The 17,676-nt window shown below is 65.2% G+C and carries 19 protein-coding genes; 12 read left to right on the top strand and 7 right to left on the bottom strand.

From position 1 onward, the window contains the following. The first annotated feature begins 3 nt into the window (after positions 1–3). The 4 genes from ACN9M2_RS01235 (at position 4) to ACN9M2_RS01220 (ending at position 2,385) form a co-directional block, all read left to right on the top strand. Entirely contained in the window at positions 4–723 is a 720-nt protein-coding gene (locus ACN9M2_RS01235; RefSeq protein WP_426286382.1) for a pseudouridine synthase, read from the top strand. A 41-nt stretch (positions 724–764) separates the two neighbouring features. Then, complete coding sequence (gene arfB / locus ACN9M2_RS01230; RefSeq protein ID WP_426287969.1) at positions 765–1,199, top strand: alternative ribosome rescue aminoacyl-tRNA hydrolase ArfB; 435 nt, start codon at positions 765–767, stop codon at positions 1,197–1,199. Beyond that, on the top strand, positions 1,196–1,783 hold the full coding sequence (locus ACN9M2_RS01225; protein WP_426286381.1) for a 1-acyl-sn-glycerol-3-phosphate acyltransferase: 588 nt from the start codon (positions 1,196–1,198) through the stop codon (positions 1,781–1,783). Before arfB ends, ACN9M2_RS01225 begins: the two co-directional genes overlap by 4 nt. Before the next feature lie 143 nt (positions 1,784–1,926). After that, positions 1,927–2,385 (top strand): hypothetical protein, encoded by a 459-nt coding sequence (locus tag ACN9M2_RS01220; RefSeq protein ID WP_426286380.1) that lies wholly within the window; start codon positions 1,927–1,929, stop codon positions 2,383–2,385. A gap of 3 nt (positions 2,386–2,388) precedes the next feature. Here ACN9M2_RS01220 and ACN9M2_RS01215 read toward each other — a convergent pair whose 3' ends face one another. Continuing rightward, positions 2,389–3,420: a LysR family transcriptional regulator gene (locus ACN9M2_RS01215; RefSeq protein ID WP_426286379.1), complete on the bottom strand. Its 1,032-nt coding sequence runs from the start codon at positions 3,418–3,420 to the stop codon at positions 2,389–2,391. A gap of 136 nt (positions 3,421–3,556) precedes the next feature. Here ACN9M2_RS01215 and aceB point away from each other — a divergent pair, with 136 nt between their 5' ends. Together aceB and aceA are read left to right on the top strand one after the other, a co-directional pair. Then, the gene (gene aceB / locus ACN9M2_RS01210; RefSeq protein ID WP_426286377.1) at positions 3,557–5,155 is read left to right on the top strand and encodes a malate synthase A; all 1,599 of its coding nucleotides are present in this window, start codon (positions 3,557–3,559) and stop codon (positions 5,153–5,155) included. 25 nt (positions 5,156–5,180) lie between these two features. Next, positions 5,181–6,470, top strand: a complete 1,290-nt coding sequence (gene aceA, locus ACN9M2_RS01205) for an isocitrate lyase (protein ID WP_426286376.1) — start codon at positions 5,181–5,183, stop codon at positions 6,468–6,470. Between the two features lie 258 nt (positions 6,471–6,728). Here the strand turns inward: aceA and ACN9M2_RS01200 are convergent, their stop codons facing one another. Together ACN9M2_RS01200 and ubiK are read right to left on the bottom strand one after the other, a co-directional pair. Then, complete coding sequence (locus tag ACN9M2_RS01200) at positions 6,729–8,228, bottom strand: YifB family Mg chelatase-like AAA ATPase (protein ID WP_426286374.1); 1,500 nt, start codon at positions 8,226–8,228, stop codon at positions 6,729–6,731. Positions 8,229–8,401: 173 nt separating this feature from the next. Then, complete coding sequence (ubiK, locus tag ACN9M2_RS01195; protein WP_306849494.1) at positions 8,402–8,653, bottom strand: ubiquinone biosynthesis accessory factor UbiK; 252 nt, start codon at positions 8,651–8,653, stop codon at positions 8,402–8,404. 179 nt (positions 8,654–8,832) lie between these two features. Between ubiK and glnK the strand changes: the two genes are divergently transcribed. Beyond that, positions 8,833–9,171 (top strand): P-II family nitrogen regulator, encoded by a 339-nt coding sequence (gene glnK / locus ACN9M2_RS01190; protein WP_371023665.1) that lies wholly within the window; start codon positions 8,833–8,835, stop codon positions 9,169–9,171. A 22-nt stretch (positions 9,172–9,193) separates the two neighbouring features. Here glnK and ACN9M2_RS01185 read toward each other — a convergent pair whose 3' ends face one another. Together ACN9M2_RS01185 and gpmA are read right to left on the bottom strand one after the other, a co-directional pair. Further along, positions 9,194–9,724: a DUF1453 domain-containing protein gene (locus tag ACN9M2_RS01185; RefSeq protein ID WP_426286373.1), complete on the bottom strand. Its 531-nt coding sequence runs from the start codon at positions 9,722–9,724 to the stop codon at positions 9,194–9,196. 126 nt (positions 9,725–9,850) lie between these two features. Beyond that, on the bottom strand, positions 9,851–10,585 hold the full coding sequence (gene gpmA / locus ACN9M2_RS01180; protein ID WP_426286372.1) for a 2,3-diphosphoglycerate-dependent phosphoglycerate mutase: 735 nt from the start codon (positions 10,583–10,585) through the stop codon (positions 9,851–9,853). A gap of 160 nt (positions 10,586–10,745) precedes the next feature. Between gpmA and ACN9M2_RS01175 the strand changes: the two genes are divergently transcribed. Next, on the top strand, positions 10,746–11,396 hold the full coding sequence (locus ACN9M2_RS01175) for a hypothetical protein (protein ID WP_426286371.1): 651 nt from the start codon (positions 10,746–10,748) through the stop codon (positions 11,394–11,396). A 6-nt stretch (positions 11,397–11,402) separates the two neighbouring features. Here the strand turns inward: ACN9M2_RS01175 and hemF are convergent, their stop codons facing one another. Further along, entirely contained in the window at positions 11,403–12,305 is a 903-nt protein-coding gene (gene hemF, locus ACN9M2_RS01170; protein WP_426286370.1) for an oxygen-dependent coproporphyrinogen oxidase, read from the bottom strand. 96 nt (positions 12,306–12,401) lie between these two features. Further along, complete coding sequence (locus ACN9M2_RS01165; protein ID WP_426286369.1) at positions 12,402–13,112, bottom strand: ElyC/SanA/YdcF family protein; 711 nt, start codon at positions 13,110–13,112, stop codon at positions 12,402–12,404. 114 nt (positions 13,113–13,226) lie between these two features. Here ACN9M2_RS01165 and ACN9M2_RS01160 point away from each other — a divergent pair, with 114 nt between their 5' ends. Genes ACN9M2_RS01160 through ACN9M2_RS01145 form a run of 4 tightly spaced genes read left to right on the top strand, consistent with a single transcriptional unit; the run spans position 13,227 to position 17,618 of the window. Next, positions 13,227–14,429, top strand: coding sequence for a beta-ketoacyl-[acyl-carrier-protein] synthase family protein (locus ACN9M2_RS01160; RefSeq protein WP_426286368.1), 1,203 nt, complete (start codon positions 13,227–13,229; stop codon positions 14,427–14,429). Then, positions 14,426–15,226: a beta-ketoacyl synthase chain length factor gene (locus ACN9M2_RS01155; RefSeq protein ID WP_426286367.1), complete on the top strand. Its 801-nt coding sequence runs from the start codon at positions 14,426–14,428 to the stop codon at positions 15,224–15,226. The genes ACN9M2_RS01160 and ACN9M2_RS01155 overlap by 4 nt, the downstream gene beginning before the upstream one ends. Then, on the top strand, positions 15,223–15,993 hold the full coding sequence (locus ACN9M2_RS01150) for a glycosyltransferase family 2 protein (protein WP_426286366.1): 771 nt from the start codon (positions 15,223–15,225) through the stop codon (positions 15,991–15,993). Before ACN9M2_RS01155 ends, ACN9M2_RS01150 begins: the two co-directional genes overlap by 4 nt. Before the next feature lie 29 nt (positions 15,994–16,022). Continuing rightward, entirely contained in the window at positions 16,023–17,618 is a 1,596-nt protein-coding gene (locus tag ACN9M2_RS01145) for an NAD(P)/FAD-dependent oxidoreductase (RefSeq protein ID WP_426286365.1), read from the top strand. The last annotated feature ends 58 nt before the right edge of the window (positions 17,619–17,676 follow it).

Genomic DNA, 17,676 nt, shown 5'->3' with positions numbered 1-17,676 from the left:
ACCGTGCTCGAGATCCTTTACCAGGACGACGACATCGTCGCCGTCAACAAGCCCGCGAACCTGGCCGTGCACCGCTCGAAGTTCGTGGGTCCGGACGATGCCTTCCTGATCGACCTTCTGCGCGAGCAGGTGGAAGGACGGCTGCACCTGGCGCATCGCCTCGACCGCGCCACCTCCGGCGTGCTCCTGGTCGCCCGCTCTCCCGAAGTCGCAGGCCAGCTCGGCGAACAATTCATGGGCCGCAGCGTGCGCAAGCGCTACCTCGCCGTGGTGCGTGGGTGGCCGGAACCGGAGGAAGGGACGGTGGATTATCCCCTCCCTGGTTCGCGCGATACCGGCCCACGGCGTGATGCCAACACCGACTATCGCCGCCTTGCCACGGTCGAGGTCGACATCCCGCTGGGGCGCTACGAAAAGCAACGTTATGCTCTCGCGGCGGCGGAGCCGCGTACGGGCCGGTTCCGGCAGATCCGCAAGCACTTCGCCCACATCCATCATCCGATCATCGGCGATAGCCAGCATGGCCGTGGCGACCACAACCGCCTTTTCAAGCAACACTTCGCCTCGCACCGGCTGCTCCTGCATGCCACCGCGTTGTCGTTCGTGCATCCCGTCGACGGCAGGCAACTGACGCTGCAAGCCAGCCTGGACGAGACCTGGCTCACGTTGCTCGAACGGTTCGCGTGGACCGAAGCCTTCGCGGGTTGGCACGACGCCCTATAAGAATCGCGCCGCAGCATGCCAAGCGTCGTGCCGCTGCTAGAATTCGTTCCGCCATGCTCATCGTGACCCCCTCCATCGCCATTCCCGACGCCGAGTTGATCGAGCGCTTCACGCGTGCCGACGGCCCTGGCGGGCAGCATGTCAACCGCACCGAAAGCGCGGTGGAGCTTCGTTTCGACGTGGCCGGCTCGCCCTCGCTCCCCGAGGAGGTGCGCGCCCGCCTGCTGGCACGTCGTGATCGGCGCATGACGGACGCCGGCGTCCTCGTCATCCAGGCACGGCGCTTCCGCGACCAGGCGCGCAACCGTGACGACGCCCGCGACCGTCTTGCGGACATCGTGCGAGAGGCCACGGTCGTGGCGAAGAAACGTGTTGCGACGAAGCCGACGCGCGCCTCCAAGGAACGGCGGCTCACCGGCAAGACCCAGCGTGGCCAGGTGAAGCGCACCCGTTCGCGTGACTGGAGCCACGAGTGATCGGGGTTCCCGAGCGACTCCCGCCCCAGGTACCGTCGTTGCCCGACTCATGGTGGAAGCGCTCCTGCCGCTGGGCGATCGGCCTGAGTGGATGGCGTCTCGTCGGCGAGTTGCCCGACTTGCCCAAGGTGGTGCTCATCGGCGCGCCACATTCGTCTTATTGGGATGGCGTGTGGGGCCTGCTGATGAAATCGGCGATCGGCCTCGACCTGGGCGTGATGATCAAGCGCGAAGTGCTCAATGGCCCCTTCGGCCCCATCGTGCGCCGCCTCGGCATGATCCCCATCGACCGCTCCGCGGCGACGAACGTCGTGGACCAGATGGTCGAGCGATTCGCCAGCCACGACAAGATGTGGCTGGGCATCGCGCCCGAAGGCACGCGCAAGGCGGTAAAGCAGTGGAAGTCCGGCTTCCTGCGCATCGCCCGTGCTGCCAATGTACCCATCCAGACCGTCTTCATCGATTATCCGACGAAGACGTTCACGGTGGGGCCGCTGGTAAACGCCAGCGCGGACGTCGAAGGCGATCTCGCCTCCATCCGTGCATTGTTCGCTGGATACCGCGGTAAGCACCGCGGCGTTTGATGTTTTCAGGCCTTACGCCGATCCCATAGGAAGAAAGGGGGATGGCATCGCCTGCTTCGGCTACTCGGCACGCCGCACATTCCCGACAGCACCTGCGCCCCTTATGCGGGACGCTCGCTAGCAACTTTCAGCGAGTGTGCTTCATGATCATTCCATCATGGCTGGGGCGATTCGATACTCCGCCTGCCAAGGTCGACGTACTTGGCAAGGTAGGCCAGCACCGCTGTGACCCGGTGCGGCTTTCGTGGAGTCTTTCTACCTCTGTGAAGCAGTCGCTCAAGCAAATGGACCTGACGCGCGTGCGTCCTTCGGAGTTGCTCGTAATCGCTTCGGCACTGCGTAAAGAGGGCCTGATGTCCGGGACTGCGTTGGACAAGATCAAGGACTTCACGCTCGATGCTCATGGCAAGCCCGGACCAGACCTTCCATTCAACTTTCTGGGCGAAGTACGCCAAGGTCTTACCGTTGCGAAAGCCATGTCACGCAAAAAAGGGGACTTCGCTCCGGAACGGCTGTACGCGGAGTTCGCAATGAGCGCCCGTGGCCTGAATTATCTGGCGGCGGCCATCAAGGGGATACGCCCGATTGATATCTACGGGTAAGAGTCAGCGCTCCGAATGCCCCGACTCGTCGTAGTCGCGATGCGTCAGCAAACCGGGGCGGATCAGGTCGATGAACGCACGCGCTTCCGGGCTGAGGAACTTGCCCTTGCGCATGACGACACCATAGCTTCGCTGCGGAAAGAACTGGCGCAGGTTGCGCACGGCCAGGCGCTCACGATCGGCTTCCGTGATGCAGATGCCGGTAACGATGGATATGCCCAGGCCCATCGCCACGTACTGCTTGATCACGTCCCAGCCACCCACTTCGATCGCCACGGTGTACGGCACGTGCCGTTGCTGGAAGACCATGTCGACCAGTCGAAACGTGGTCAGCCGCTGGGGCGGAAGGATCAACCCGTACGGCGACAGGTCCTCCAGGCGGATGTTGTCGAGTGAGGCGAGCGGATGATCCGGCGGCATGATCAGCATCGGATCGTAGTGATACACCGGTGCCCACGCGATGTCGTTCGGCACATCGAGCATCGACCCGATGGCGATATCCGCTTCGTCGGCACGCAACAAGGCCAGGCCATCCTTGCCCGTGACGTTGGCCAGTTGCAGGTGCACGGATGGGTAGCGCTCACGGTAGGCCTTCACCAGCTCAGGCAGCAGGTATTGGATGGTGGACGAGCCCGCCGCCACCGTGAGTTTGCCTCCCTGGGAGCCACCGGTCTTGGCGTGGAACTCGCGATCCAGGTTCTCCAGGCCTTCCACGAGTGGGCGGGCCATCTCGTAGAGCGCCTCTCCGGCGTCGGTAAGGGTGACGCGACGCCGGGTTCGCTCCAGGAGCGGAACTCCCAGTTCCCGTTCGAGAGCCTTCAGCTGCAGGCTCACCGAGGGCTGAGACAGGAACAGCGCTTCCGCGGCACGAGTGAGGGTGCCCAGGCGCGTGATGTAGACGAAGGCCCGCAGTTGCTTGAGGCGATTGCCCTTGTAGTAGAAGCGGGCAGCAGCGTCCTTTTCCGCACCGGCGACCCGCGCCTTGGCAGAGCGCTTCGTAGCCTTTTCACTGGCTGGGTTCAGCTTCTTTGCCATCTATAATTCCATATTAATTAAATAGTTATCTCATTCATTGACATAGTTAAAGTTAGTCTTTGAAACATATGCTTTGTCAAAAGCATAGCCCCGGGCCTAGCGTGGACACCAGTCCCAGGTCCAGAGGCTTATCCCCATGGCAGTTCCCAAGATCGCGATCGACCCGCAAGCCGGCATCCGTTTCGGCGACCAGAGCGGCGCCTATAGCGACATCCTGACGCCCGCCGCCGTCGCCTTCGTGGCCGGACTCCATCGCCGCTTCGACGGCCGCCGTCTTGCCCTGCTGGCGGAACGAGTGGCCCGGCAACAGCGATACGACGCGGGCGAACTGCCTGACTTCCGCGCGGATACCGCTTCCATTCGGAAAGACGACTGGTCGGTCGCACCCATCCCTCCTGCGCTCCGGGATCGCCGCGTGGAAATCACGGGCCCGGTCGAACGCAAGATGATCATCAACGCGCTGAACTCCGGCGCCAGGGTGTTCATGGCGGACTTCGAGGATTCGAGCGCTCCGACCTGGGCCAACCAGATGGACGGTCAGCGCAACCTTCGCGATGCGGTGGACGGGAGCATCGAGTTCACCAACGCCGAAGGCAAGGTGTACCGCGTGGGCAAGGACCCGGCCGTGCTGGTGGTGCGTCCACGGGGTTGGCACCTGCCGGAGCGTCACGCGGAAGTCGACGGTGACGTGGTCGCCGGCGCGCTGGTGGATTTCGGCCTGTACGCGTTCCATAACGCGAATACGCTGCACGAACGAGACCGCGGCCCCTACTTCTACCTGCCGAAGCTGCAGAGCATGGAAGAAGCCACGCTGTGGAATGACGTGATGACACACGCCGAGGTCGAGCTGGGCCTTCCACACGGCACGATGAAGGCCACGGTGCTCATCGAGACGCTGCCTGCCGTGTTCCAGATGGACGAGATCCTGCACGCGTTGCGTGATCGCGTCGTCGGCCTCAACTGCGGTCGTTGGGACTACATCTTTTCCTATCTCAAGACGTTCCGTAACCATCCCGACCGCCTGCTCCCCGAACGCGGGCAGGTCGTGATGACCGTGCCCTTCCTCAAGGCGTATTCGGAGTTGCTGATCCGAACCTGTCACCGCCGCGGCGCGTTCGCGATGGGCGGCATGGCCGCACAGATTCCGATCCGCGGCGACGACGTGGCGAACGAGGCGGCGATGGCCAAGGTGCGCGCGGACAAGCTGCGCGAGGTTACCGCCGGCCACGACGGTACATGGGTCGCGCATCCCGCCCTGGTCCCCATCGCGCAGTCGATCTTCGACGAGCACATGCCGACGCCGAACCAGTTGCATGTGCTGCGCGAGGATGTCGAGGTGACCCGCGACGGATTGATCGCACCCGCCATCGGCACGATCACGCGGCAAGGTTTCGACAACAACGTCGAGGTGTGCCTGCGCTACACCGCCGCCTGGCTCGAAGGTCTCGGCTGCGTGCCGATCCACCATCTGATGGAAGACGCCGCCACCGCCGAGATCGCCCGCGCGCAGCTGTGGCAATGGCTGCATCACGGCCCGCTGGAATTCAGCGATCACGCGCACATCGACATGGCCTTGTTCGATCACGCCCTGGCAACGCATTGCCATCGCCTGCGCGAAAGCACCCAGCCTGGTGCCGGTCGCGCGGAGGAAGCCGCCGCGCTGATCTCCGCGCTCACCCATGCCGACGAACTACGCGACTTCCTCACCCTGCCCGCCTACGAACACCTGGCTTGAAGCCTTCTTTCCACGGAGCCCTACGATGAAGACGCATACCGCTGAACAGATCACGCTCGATTGGAAGAACAACGAACGTTGGAGCAATGTCGAGCGCCCCTACACCGCCGAGGACGTGATCCGCCTGCGCGGCACGGTCCAGGTCGAGTACACGCTTGCCCGACGCGGGGCCGAGCGCCTGTGGCGCTCCATCCACGACAAACCCTACGTCAACGCACTCGGTGCACTGACGGGCAACCAGGCGATGCAGCAGGTGAAGGCCGGGTTGCAGGCCATATACCTGTCTGGCTGGCAGGTGGCCGCCGACGCGAACACGGCGGGCACGATGTATCCCGACCAATCGCTGTATCCGGTCGACTCGGTGCCCAACGTCGTGCGCAAGATCAACAAGACCCTGTTGCGCGCCGACCAGATCCACCACGCCGAGGGCAAGGACAACATCGACTGGCTGGTGCCGATCGTCGCCGATGCGGAAGCGGGCTTCGGCGGTGTGTTGAACGCGTACGAGTTGATGGCCCACATGATCGAGGCCGGCGCTGCCGGCGTGCATTTCGAGGACCAGCTCGCCAGCGCGAAGAAGTGTGGACACATGGGCGGCAAGGTGCTGGTGCCGACGCAGGAAGCGGTGCAGAAACTGGTCGCCGCCCGCCTGGCCGCCGACGTGGCGGGCGTGCCCACGCTGATCGTCGCGCGTACCGACGCCATGGGTGCGGGTTTGGTTACCTCGGATGTCGACGATTACGACAAGCCCTTCCTCACCGGCAAGCGCACGGTCGAAGGCTTCTATGAGAGCCAGCAGGGCATCGAGCAGGCGATCAGCCGTGGGCTTGCCTATGCACCGTACGCGGACCTGATCTGGTGCGAGACCGCGACGCCGGACATGGAACAGGCGCGCCGCTTCGCCGATGCCATCCATGCGAAGTTCCCCGGCAAGAAGCTCGCCTACAACTGTTCGCCAAGCTTCAACTGGAAGAAGAACCTGGACGAAAAGACCATCGCCACCTTCCAGAAGCAGCTGGGCGAGATGGGCTACGCCTTCCAGTTCATCACCCTTGCCGGCTTCCACGCGCTCAACTATTCGATGTTCCAGCTGGCACGCGGCTACCGTGATCGCCAGATGGCTGCCTATGTGGAGTTGCAGGAAGCGGAATTCGCGGCGGAGAAGGATGGCTACACGGCCGCCAAGCATCAGCGTGAGGTCGGCACGGGCTACTTCGACACGGTCAACCAGGTGATCTCAGGCTCCCTGAGCTCGCTCTCGGCACTCAGCGGGTCGACTGAGGAAGAGCAGTTCCACCCAGCCTCTGCGGCCTGAGAGCAGGCCAGAAAGTAAAAATCGGCCAGCGCCAAGGAGGCGGGCCGATCCGGGCAACGAGGGGAATGCCGCGAGAAGAAAGGCCGGGTCCCGGTGTTGGAGCGGGGGGAGGGAGGGGTATCCAACACCGGGACGGGGCGGGCAGCCCATTAAGAGAACCGCCTGGTACAGAATTCTCCGCTCGACCCCACTATTTGTCAACCCGTCAGTACATGAAATAAGTATTAACTCAAAAGGGTGAGCTTGGCCTTCCGATTGCTAGAACCGCCGGTAATGCAACGCTTCCGCCAGATGCACCTGCTCCACGCACCCACTGCCACCCTCGATATCCGCGATCGTCCGCGCCACTCGCAATATGCGGTGATACGCACGCGCCGACGCGCCAAGTTTGTCCAGCGCACTTTCCAGCCACTCGCGCTCCGCCGAAGGCAGTGCGCAGTCGCGTTCGAGGTTGACCACGCTCAATTCGGAATTAGGCTGGCCGGCGCGCAGCAGGGCTTTCTCGCGCGCCTTGATCACACGCTGCCGCACTTTGGCGCTGTCGTCGTCATGGGGGCCGGGGGCGGAGGAAAGTTCGGCGATGGCGACGCGCGGCACTTCGACGCAAAGATCGATGCGATCCAGCAACGGACCGGAGATGCGGCTACGGTAACGCTGCACCTGGTCCGGCGTGCAACGGCATTCGTGCAGGGTATCGCCCGCATAGCCGCAAGGACAGGGATTCATCGCGGCGACGAGCTGGAACTCCGCCGGGAAAGTCGATTGCCGCGCCGCGCGCGAGATGACGATCTGGCCCGACTCCAGTGGCTCACGCAGAACCTCGAGAACGTGGCGGCTGAATTCGGGAAGCTCGTCGAGGAACAGCACGCCGTTGTGCGCGAGGGATATCTCGCCAGGACGCGGCGACGATCCGCCGCCCACCAGCGCCACGCCCGATGCCGTGTGGTGCGGCGAGCGGAACGGACGCCGGCGCCAGCAGCCGGGATCGATCTCCTCGCCGGACAGCGACCGGACGGCACAGCTTTCCAGTGCTTCGGATTCCGTCATCGGAGGGAGGATGCCGGGCAGGCGTTCCGCGAGCATGGTCTTGCCCGTACCCGGTGGGCCGATCAGCAGCAGGTGATGACGGCCTGCGGCGGCAATCTCCAGGGCGCGTCGCGCCTGGTACTGGCCACGCACATCGCGCATGTCCGGACCGCAGGTCGGCATGTCGTAGAAATCGGCGGCCGCGGGGGCGGTGAGGTCCGCGTGGCCGCTCAGCCAGGCGCAGACTTCGGCAAGGCTGTCGGCAACGAGGACATCTCCCTCCCCGATGAGCGCGGCCTCGGCGGCGTTCGCACGCGGCACCACGATGCGGCGGCCACAGCGGCGGGCGCGGATCAGGGCCGGGAGGATGCCCGGTACGGCACGAAGCTCGCCGGAAAGGGCAAGCTCGCCCAGGAATTCGCAATCGTCGAGACGCTCGCGCGGCACCTGGGAACCGGCGGCAAGGATGCCGAGGGCGATGGCGAGATCGAAGCGGCCGCCATCTTTTGGCAGTTCCGCCGGAGCGAGATTCACCGTGATGCGGCGGTTGGGGTATTCGAAGGCGGTGTTCTGGATAGCCACGCGCACGCGGTCACGCGCTTCACGGACCGCCGCTTCGGGCAAGCCGACGATCGAGGTGGATGGCAAACCGCCGGATAGGTGGACTTCGACGACCACTTGCGGCGCCGTGACACCTTCCTGCGCGCGCGAAAGGGTGACGGCGAGGCTCATGACGATGAATATCGTAACCGGTAACGGACCGTCTGGGAGTACGACTGCTTGTGATCCGTGAGGGACCCGGTTCGCATACGCACTCCCTTGCGTTCGCTGGGAAAATAACCGCCCCCGACCGCTCTCGGGGTGAGGGTGACGGATCGGGGGCGGTCCCGGGACCTGTGGCCGTCCTATTGGCCGTGCTGCGTGCTTGCCTCAAGCTCTGCAAGCCGTTGTTCCAAGGCTTCCAGCCTTTCGCGCGTACGAGCCAGTACCTGGCTCTGAACATCGAATTCTTCGCGGGTTACGAGATCGAGGCGGCGAAGTCCCTGCGCCAGAATGTCTTTGAAGTTGGCCTGCATGTCCTCACGCGCTTGCGCCAACCCTGGCGGAACCAACGATGCCAACCGCTGTGCGAGTTGATCGATACCCTGCACATCCATCTTGCGCACCTCGATGTCGTGGATGAATTCTAAGTGATGGAATTGTAGGCGCTATAGGCGTACGCCCACACGTCGTGTAGGGTTTTTCCTACAAGCCACCGTATGGAGACGATCCGGGACCCGGATGGCACAATGGTCTTTCGCGCGCCGGCGGCCGGCCGCGCCCCGAGGAGTGATACATGAAGCTGGTGGTCGCCATCATCAAGCCGTTCAAGCTGGACGATGTCCGCGAAGCCCTCGCCGACGTAGGCGTCCAGGGCGTGACGGTGACGGAAGTGAAAGGCTTCGGCCGACAGAAAGGCCATACCGAGCTCTACCGCGGCGCCGAATACGTGGTGGACTTCCTGCCCAAGATCAAGCTGGAGGTCGCGGTGGCCGACGAGCAGATCGAGCGGGTGGTCGAAGCGATCCAGCAAGCGGCACGGACGGGCAAGATCGGCGACGGCAAGATCTTCGTCAGCCCGCTGGACCAGGTGGTGCGGATACGCACCGGCGAGCTGGATAACGACGCCCTCTGACAGAGGGCGCCCCGGGGCGGGATCAGGCGGCCTGCCACTGCCGCTTGTGGCGACGGTGGTGGATCAGGACGCCGGCGTAGTAGGCCAGGTAATAACCCACGGTCAGGCCCACCACCAGCATCGTCAGCGGGCTGTTTCCCGGGGCCGGACCCGGCACGGCCGCGGCGGTACCGCTGGCGAAGGCGGGGGCGAGAACCAGGAAACGCCAGGCCAACCGCCCGAGCAGCAAAGCCGACAAGGCGCCTCCGACCCAGGGGTTGGGTATGTAGAAGTCGGTACCGTCGGTGCCCTGCTCGAACCGGGTCAGGCGCAGGCCCACCAGGAGAGCCAGGGAGGCGCCGATCGCCGCCCCGCCCAAGGCACCCTCGGCGAGCCGGATATCCTGCAGGCCGGAGAGCATCATGAGGCCCACGATGACGGCGAACATGACGACCCGGACGGTCATCCGCTTCGTGCGGATCGGTTGCCTGCCGAAGCTTCCACGGACACGGCGATAGATGGCGAAGGCCATCAGCGGGGCGACGATCAGGGGAATGGCGGATGGAGCCAGCATGGCATGGGCCTCGGTTGGTCGGTGTGAGGCTAGGTTAGCGAACCGCCGTTTTGGTTCGAGGGGCGGTTGTGACCCATCGAGGGTGACGGATGTCACCCTCTCTCACCGTGGGGCACGGCCGGCGCCTTATTTGGCCTTGCCCTGGTTCGCCACGGCGGCCATCTTGGCCTCGATCTCCGCCTGGTCGCCCAGGTAGTAGTGATTCACGGGCTTGAGGTCGGCGTCGAATTCGTAGACCAGGGGGATGCCGTTGGGGATGTTCAGTTCGGCGATATCGTCGTCGGATATCCCGTCGAAGTACTTCACCAGCGCGCGCATGGAATTGCCGTGCGCGGCCATCAACACATTGTTGCCCGCGCGGATGGCCGGCGCCAGCACCTCATCCCAATAAGGCAGCACGCGGGCCACGGTGTCCTTCAGGCATTCCGTCAACGGGACATCGATGCCCTCGTAGCGGCCGTCGTCGGCGAAGGATTTCGCGCCCGGCTCCAGCGGCGGCGGCGGGGTGTCGTAGCTGCGGCGCCAGATATGCACCTGCTCGTTGCCGTACTTGGCGGCGGTCTCGGCCTTGTTGAGGCCGGTCAGGGCACCGTAATGGCGTTCGTTGAGCCGCCAGTCGGTTACCACCGGAATCCACATCAGGTCCATCTCGTCCTGCACGTGCCAGAGCGTACGCACCGCGCGCTTTAGGTAGGAGGTGTGGGCCAGGTCGAAGGTAAAGCCGGCTTCCTTGAGCAGGCGGCCGGCTTCGCGGGCCTCGGCGACGCCCTGTTCGCTGAGGTCGACATCGGCCCAGCCGCTGAAGCGGTTCTCTAGGTTCCAGGCCGACTGGCCGTGACGGATCATGACGAGCTTGTACATGGCATCCAACGTGGGAAAGGAAAAATCCGATGGTGGAACCTGCACCGGGACCCGTCAACTTCGCCGGATACCCTCCCCCGCCCCCATGCCGTCAGTCACGCTAAACCTTCGCCTGTTCAGGTGCATCCTAGGGGTCCAGTCCACCCGTGGAGTACCACACATGCGCCGTACCCTGCTTTCCCTGCTCATCGCACTTTCCGTTTCCGGCGCGGCCCTGGCCGACGACGACATCAGTAAGGTCAACGGCAGCGCCACGGTCGAGGCGGGCCAGCATGCCGGGGACGTCCATTCGGTCAACGGCTCGGTCCGCATCGGCGACCGCGCGGTCGTACAGAAGGCCAGCACCGTCAATGGCGCCGTCGAACTCGGCGAGTCCGCCACGGCCACCGTCCTGAAGACGGTCAACGGCGCCGTCACCCTGCACGAGCAGGCGAAGGTCAGCGACGAAGTGGAGACCGTGAACGGAAAGGTGCGTCTCGATCGCGGCGCCGACATCAAGGGCCACCTGTCGAACGTCAATGGCGAGATCTCGCTGGACCAGGCGCACGTGGGTGGCGGCATCGAGACCGTCAACGCCGATGTCACCATCGGCGAAGGCTCCAAGGTCGAGGGCGGCCTGCTCGTGAAGAAGCCTTCGATGAGCTGGTTCAACAACAACGACCGCAAGCCGAAGATCGTGATCGGCCCGCATGCCGTCGTGCAGGGCTCGCTCACCTTCGAACGCGACGTCGACCTCTACGTCAGCGATTCCGCGACGGTCGGCAAGATCGAAGGTGCGACCGCGAAGAAGTTCTCGGGCAGCGCACCGTAAGCGACGTCATATCCAGGCGCGCGGCTTCAGGTATTCCTGCAGCCGCGCCTCCGGACTGTCGGCTTCCGGCGCATACGCGTACTCGAAGCGCACGCGCGGCGGCAGGCTCATCAGGATCGATTCGGTGCGTCCGCCGGATTGCAGCCCGAACAGCGTGCCGCGGTCGTAGACGAGATTGAATTCCACGTAGCGGCCGCGGCGATACAGCTGGAACTCGCGTTCGCGTTCGCCCCAGGGCATGCCGCGGCGCCGCTCCACGATGGGCAGGTAGGCATCGAGGAAACCTTGGCCGACGTCGCGGGTGAAGTCCATGCAGCGGTCGAAACCACCCTCGTTGAGGTCGTCGTAGAACAGCCCACCGACACCGCGTGTCTCGCCCCGGTGCTTCAGATAGAAGTACTCGTCGCACCAGCGCTTGTAGCGCGCGTACACGTCGTCGCCGTACGGCTCACAAAGGCTTTTCGCCACGCCATGCCAATGGCGCACGTCCTCGTCGAACGGGTAGAACGGCGTGAGGTCGAATCCGCCGCCGAACCACCAGACGGGTTCGGCGCCTTCCTTGGAGGCTTCGAAGTAGCGAACGTTCGCGTGGGTAGTGGGGATATACGGGTTGCGCGGGTGCAAGACCAGCGACACGCCGGTGGCGATGAAACTGCCGCCGACGAGGTCCGGCCGGTGCGCCGTGGCGCTGGGGGGCAGGGGCGATCCGGATACCCGCGAGAAATTGACGCCCGCTTGTTCGAAGACACCACCATCGCGCAGCACGCGCGTGCGCCCACCGCCGCCGGCGGGACGCGTCCACGCGTCTTCCTCGAAATGAGCCGTCCCGTCGACCTGTTCGATGGCGGCACAGATGCGGTCCTGCAGGCCGCGCAGGAACGATTCGGCAAGGTCGGCTTGTCCGGACATGGAAGGCGTGGCCTCTTACGGGTAGGGGATGTAGCGGAGCTTAGCAAGACGCGGCGGCGAGCCAGCTGCGGCACGCCGCCGCGTGGAACCGACACATCAGGAGATGCGTCCGGCCATCCGCCGGTTGCCGGTCAAGGCGGCCCAGCGCATGCCCGTATCGATCCACATGAGGTAGCCCGCCTCCATCAAGATCCTCGCGACATAACGCCGGCTCAGCGGCAAGCGTTCTTCCGCAGCGAGAGGCCCGGCATCGAAGCCCAGGCGGCGGGCTAGATAGAGGCAACGGGCGAGGTGATAACGGCTCGTGACCAACCAGACCCGAGGCAGGGGAATATCGTCGCGCTCGCGCAACAACACCCGTGCGTGGCGCAGGTTCTCCAGGGAATCGATGGAGACCTGTTCCAGCAGCATCGGCACGGCCGGCGGCCATCCTTCGGCCAACAACCAGCGTTCACCGGCGTCCGCCTCGCTCATCGTTCCACCGCTGAAACCGCCGAGCAGGAGCACGCGTTCAGCCTTGCCGTCCAACGCATGCTCCCGCACCCGGGCGAGGCGCCCGATGAAATCGGTTTCCAGCCGGTCGTCGACGAGGCGACGGCCGAAAACGAGCATGGTCCTGCGCTCCGCCACCCGTGCCGGGCTGCGGCCGGCCAGCCAGCAGACACGCGCCAGGTGCGCGGCGTACAGCAGGCCGAGGCTGCCCACGAAAACGATCGCGGTCACCAGCGCCGCGATGAGGATGTCGCGGTCGCTCAGGTACCGCCAGACACCGCGGCGCAGGATTTTGGGTGCTTGGATACCGGACATGGGGACGATCCCGGAGAGACGCGCAGTCTGCGTATTCCGGGGGCACCGTGCAATCGCCTGAACGCCCGTCCACGTTCACGCGACGCTATCGATCAAAAAGGATAGGCTCGCCGCATGCCCCATCCCATGCCTCCGCTCGCCATCCGCGCGTACACCGCCACCTCCGCCCTCGGCCGCGGCCTGCAGGCCCACGCCGATGCCCTCGCCGCCTCACACGGTGGCCTGTCGCCCAACGACTTCAGTGTCGCCCCGCTCGACTGCTGGATAGGCCGCGTCGCCGGCGTGGAGGAAGAGCCGCTTCCCGCCGGATTGTCCGACTGGGATTGCCGCAATAACCGGCTGGCCTGGCTGGCCCTTCGCCAGGACGGCTTCGCCGATGCCGTGCGCGCCACCCGCGAGCGCTACGGCAGCAACCGGATCGCCATCTTGCTGGGCACCTCGACCGCAAGCATCGGCGCCACCGAGGAAGGCTACCGGCGTCTCGACCACGGCCGCATGCCCGCCGACCTGCACCGCCCGGTGCTGCATACGCCCCATTCGCTCGCCGGCTTCGTCGCCGCCGCGTTCGAGCTGGAGGGACCGTGCCTCACCGTCGCCACCGCTTGCTCGTCGAGCGCGAAAGTGTTCGCCAACGCGGAACGGATGATCCGGTTGGGCCTCGTCGACGCCGCCATCGTCGGCGGTACCGACAGCCTGTGCGATAGCGTGCTGTTCGGCTTCAACTCGCTCGAACTGGTATCGCCCGCTCCCTGCCGGCCGTTCGATGCGCACCGCAACGGCATCTCGATCGGCGAAGCCGCCGGTTTCGCCATCCTGGAGCGGGTGACGGAACCGAACGATGCACCCCTATTGATCGGCTATGGCGAGGCCAGCGACGCATACCATATGTCCACGCCACACCCGGACGGCCTCGGCGCCGAACTGGCGTTGCGCGACGCACTGGCCCGCGCGGGCATCGTGCCGGGCGATGTCGACTACATCAACCTGCACGGCACCGCGAGCCAGAAGAACGATGAGGTCGAGGCCGCGCTCGTGGCACGTACTTTTCCGGCCCACACACGGGCCAGTTCCACCAAGGGCTTCACCGGCCACACGCTGGGTGCCGCCGGCATCCTCGAAACGGTGCTCACCTTGCTCGCCATGCGTGATGGACGTGTCCCGGGCAACCTCGGTGCAAACGAGCCGGACCCCCTATGCGGACCGCAGATGGCATGGCAACCCGAGACGAGGGACATCCGCATCGCACTGAGCAATTCCTTCGGTTTCGGCGGCAACAACGCCTGCCTCGCCTTCGCCCATGCAGGACACGCCGCATGAGCGCGGCGCTATCGGTCTGGGTGAAGGGCATCGGCCTGTGGGCGCCGGGCGCGGCGGACTGGCATGCGTTCCGCGAAATCGTCACCGGTGTCGCCTCCCCCGCCGCCACCGAGCGGCCGATGGCTGACGCCCTGCCACCGAACGAGCGCCGCCGTGCACCCGAAAGCGTGTTGCTGGCCGTGGCCGTGGCCGGGCAGGCGGTACGCATGAGTGGCCTCGATGCGGCCACCCTGCCCTGCGTGTTCGCTTCCGCCCACGGCGACCAGGTCATCACCGATTACATGTGCGACACGCTGGCTCGGGCGCCCGCGGAACTCTCGCCCACGCGTTTCCACAATTCCGTGCATAACGCCCCCGCCGGCTACTGGACCATCGCCACGCATTGCCACGCCAGCTCCAGCGCGATATCCGGTGGCGAAGACGTCTTCGGCGCCGGTTTGCTCGAAGCCGCCACGCTGGCCGTGGCCGACGACCAGGACGTATTGCTGGCCAGCTACGATATCGCGGGCACCGGCCCCCTCGGTGGCATGACGAGCACCACGGGACCGTTCGCAGTGGCACTCGTGCTGTCGCCACGGGCGGAAGGTGCCGCGGTACGGCTCGACATCACGCCCGAGCCCGGCAACAGCGGCAACGAGGCCGTGGGCGATCCATGGCTGGACGGCATCGCGGCAAGCAATCCATCGGCACGCTCCGTCGTCCTCATGCGCGCCCTCGCGCTGACCCGGTCCACCGCCTTGCGTCTGCCGGCCGCGAACGGACTCGATCTCCACATCGACGTGGAGATTGCCGCGTGAGCCCCTCCGAACGGCGCTACTGCATCCTGATTCCGTGCCTCAACGAAGAGCGCGCCATCGGCGGGGTCGTCGCAGACGCGCTGGCGCTCGGGCTTCCCGTGATCGTCGTCGACGACGGCTCCGACGACCGCACGCCCGACATTGTCGGCGCCATGCCGGTGACCCTGCTCCGCCACGAGACACGTCGCGGCAAGGGCGAAGCCTTGCGTACCGGTTTCCGCGAAGCCCTCCGCCATGGCTACGATGCCGTGGTCACCATGGACGGCGACGGCCAGCATCTCGCCTCCGACATCCCCGCCATGCTCGCGGCGAGCCGCCGCTATCCCGGAAGCATCGTCATCGGCGCGCGCCTGCTGCAACGCGAACAACAGCCGCCGGGGCGGCGGCGCGCCAACGCCGTGGCGGACTGGGGCATTTCCTGGGCCTGTGGACGAGCGATCGCGGATACACAGAGTGGGCAGCGGCTATATCCGAGGGAGACGCTGGACCTGGTCGACCTGCCGGCGGAACACTTCGTCTTCGAGGCCGCCGTCCTTATCACCGCCTGCCGTGAACGCAGCATCGGCGTGGTCTCGGTGCCTATCGCTTCACGCTACCAGGGAGAATTCCGGCTGAGCCACTTCAACCCGGTACGCGACGTGAGCCGCATCACGTTCTACACGATCGGCCGGATCGTCCACTACGGAAACGCCGTCGCCAGCTACCGCCGTTCGCGCGCGAAGCCGACGATCATCCAGGAACAGGAAGCAGGGCACACGGCATACTGATTCGGGCACCCATGCACGAGGTCGAAACGATGGATCGCAAGCCACACGACGCCGTCATTCTTGGAGGGGGCCTTGCCGGGCTCACCCTGGCCCTGCAACTGAAGGGCGCCTATCCCGACATGGACATCGTCGTGCTTGAGCGGCAGTCTCGCCCGCTGCCCGTGGCGGCACACAAGGTGGGCGAGTCCACCGTCGAGATCGCCGCGCACTACTTCGCGGATACGCTGGGACTGCGCGCACATCTCGAGGATGCGCATATCCGCAAGTTCGGCTTCCGCTTCTTCTTTTCCGAAGGGCGAGACGATCTCGCCGACGTGACCGAACTGGGCGTGAGCGCCGTACTGCCAACGCCGAGTTACCAGATCGACCGCGGCATACTGGAGAACTTCCTTGGCGACGAGGCCTGCCGCCGCGGCATCGACTTCCGTGAAGGCGTCACGGTAAGAGGCTTCGACATCGGCGCTGGCACCCTGCCGCATACCGTTCGTTTCGAGACGGCCGCCGGCACCGGCGACTTGCAGGCGCGTTGGCTGCTCGATGCCTCGGGCCGTGCCGGATTGATGCGCCGCAAGCTCGATCTCACCCGCGACAACGGCCATCACGCCAACGCCGTGTGGTTCCGCATCGACGACAGGCTCGAGATCGACGGCTGGTGCGACGACGACGCGTGGAAGGGCCGCTGCGAGCCGCCGGAGCGCTGGCGCTCGACGAACCACTTGTGCGGGCCTGGTTATTGGGTCTGGCTGATTCCCTTGTCGTCAGGCGCGCATTCGGTCGGCATCGTGGCCGACGCGACGATGCATCCGCTGGAAACGATGAAGACCTTCGACCTCGCCCTGGAGTGGCTCCAGGAGCACCAGCCCGTCGTCGCACGCCACGTGGCCAGCCGGCGCGACAAGCTGCTCGACTTCGCCTTCTTCCGGCATTTTTCCTACGGGTGCGCGAGGATGTTCTCGCCCGATCGCTGGGGCCTCACGGGCGAGGCCGGTGCATTCCTCGATCCGTTCTACTCGCCCGGCAGCGATTTCATCGCGATCGCCAATACGTACATCACGCTGCTGGTCGGCCTGGATCGCCAGGGTGAGCAGCTGAACGCGCACGCGCGTCACTACGAGCGGCTGTTCTTCTCGTTCTACGAAGGCACGTTGCGGATGTATCGCGGGCAGTACAACCTGTTCGGCGATCCGGAAGTGCTGCCGATCAAGGTCATCTGGGACTACGCCTATTACTGGGGCGTGCTTTGCCAGATCGTTTTCCAGGAACGCCTGGGCGACGCGGCGTTCATCACCCGCATGGGGCCCGAGCTGATGACGTCGGCCGACCTCAACACCGAGATGCAAGCGTTCTTCCAACGCTGGCACGCCGTTTCGGAAGGGCGCAACCGCAAGGTCATGATGGACCAGCGCGACCTGACCTGGTTCGCCACGATGAACGCGACGTTGCACGATACCCTCGACGACGAGACCCTCGCCCACCGGTTGCGCGAGAACGTTCGCATGATGCGTTCGCTGGCGGCGAGCATCGTCGAACGCGCCGCGGCGGATCACCCGTCACTGAGGGAAGGCAACGAGCACCTGCTCGGGGCGCAAGACACGCCCATGGAACTCTTCGCCCGCGTCGCCTGAGACGCGGTCGCGATCCGTGAGACAGCCGCCACGCAGACTCTCCTGGTCGGCCCGGAGG

The organism is Luteibacter sp. E-22 (assembly GCF_049913125.1).
GTDB lineage: Bacteria > Pseudomonadota > Gammaproteobacteria > Xanthomonadales > Rhodanobacteraceae > Luteibacter.
The sequence above is the reverse complement of the archived record's forward strand: the minus strand, read 5'-3'. Positions and strand labels throughout refer to the sequence as shown.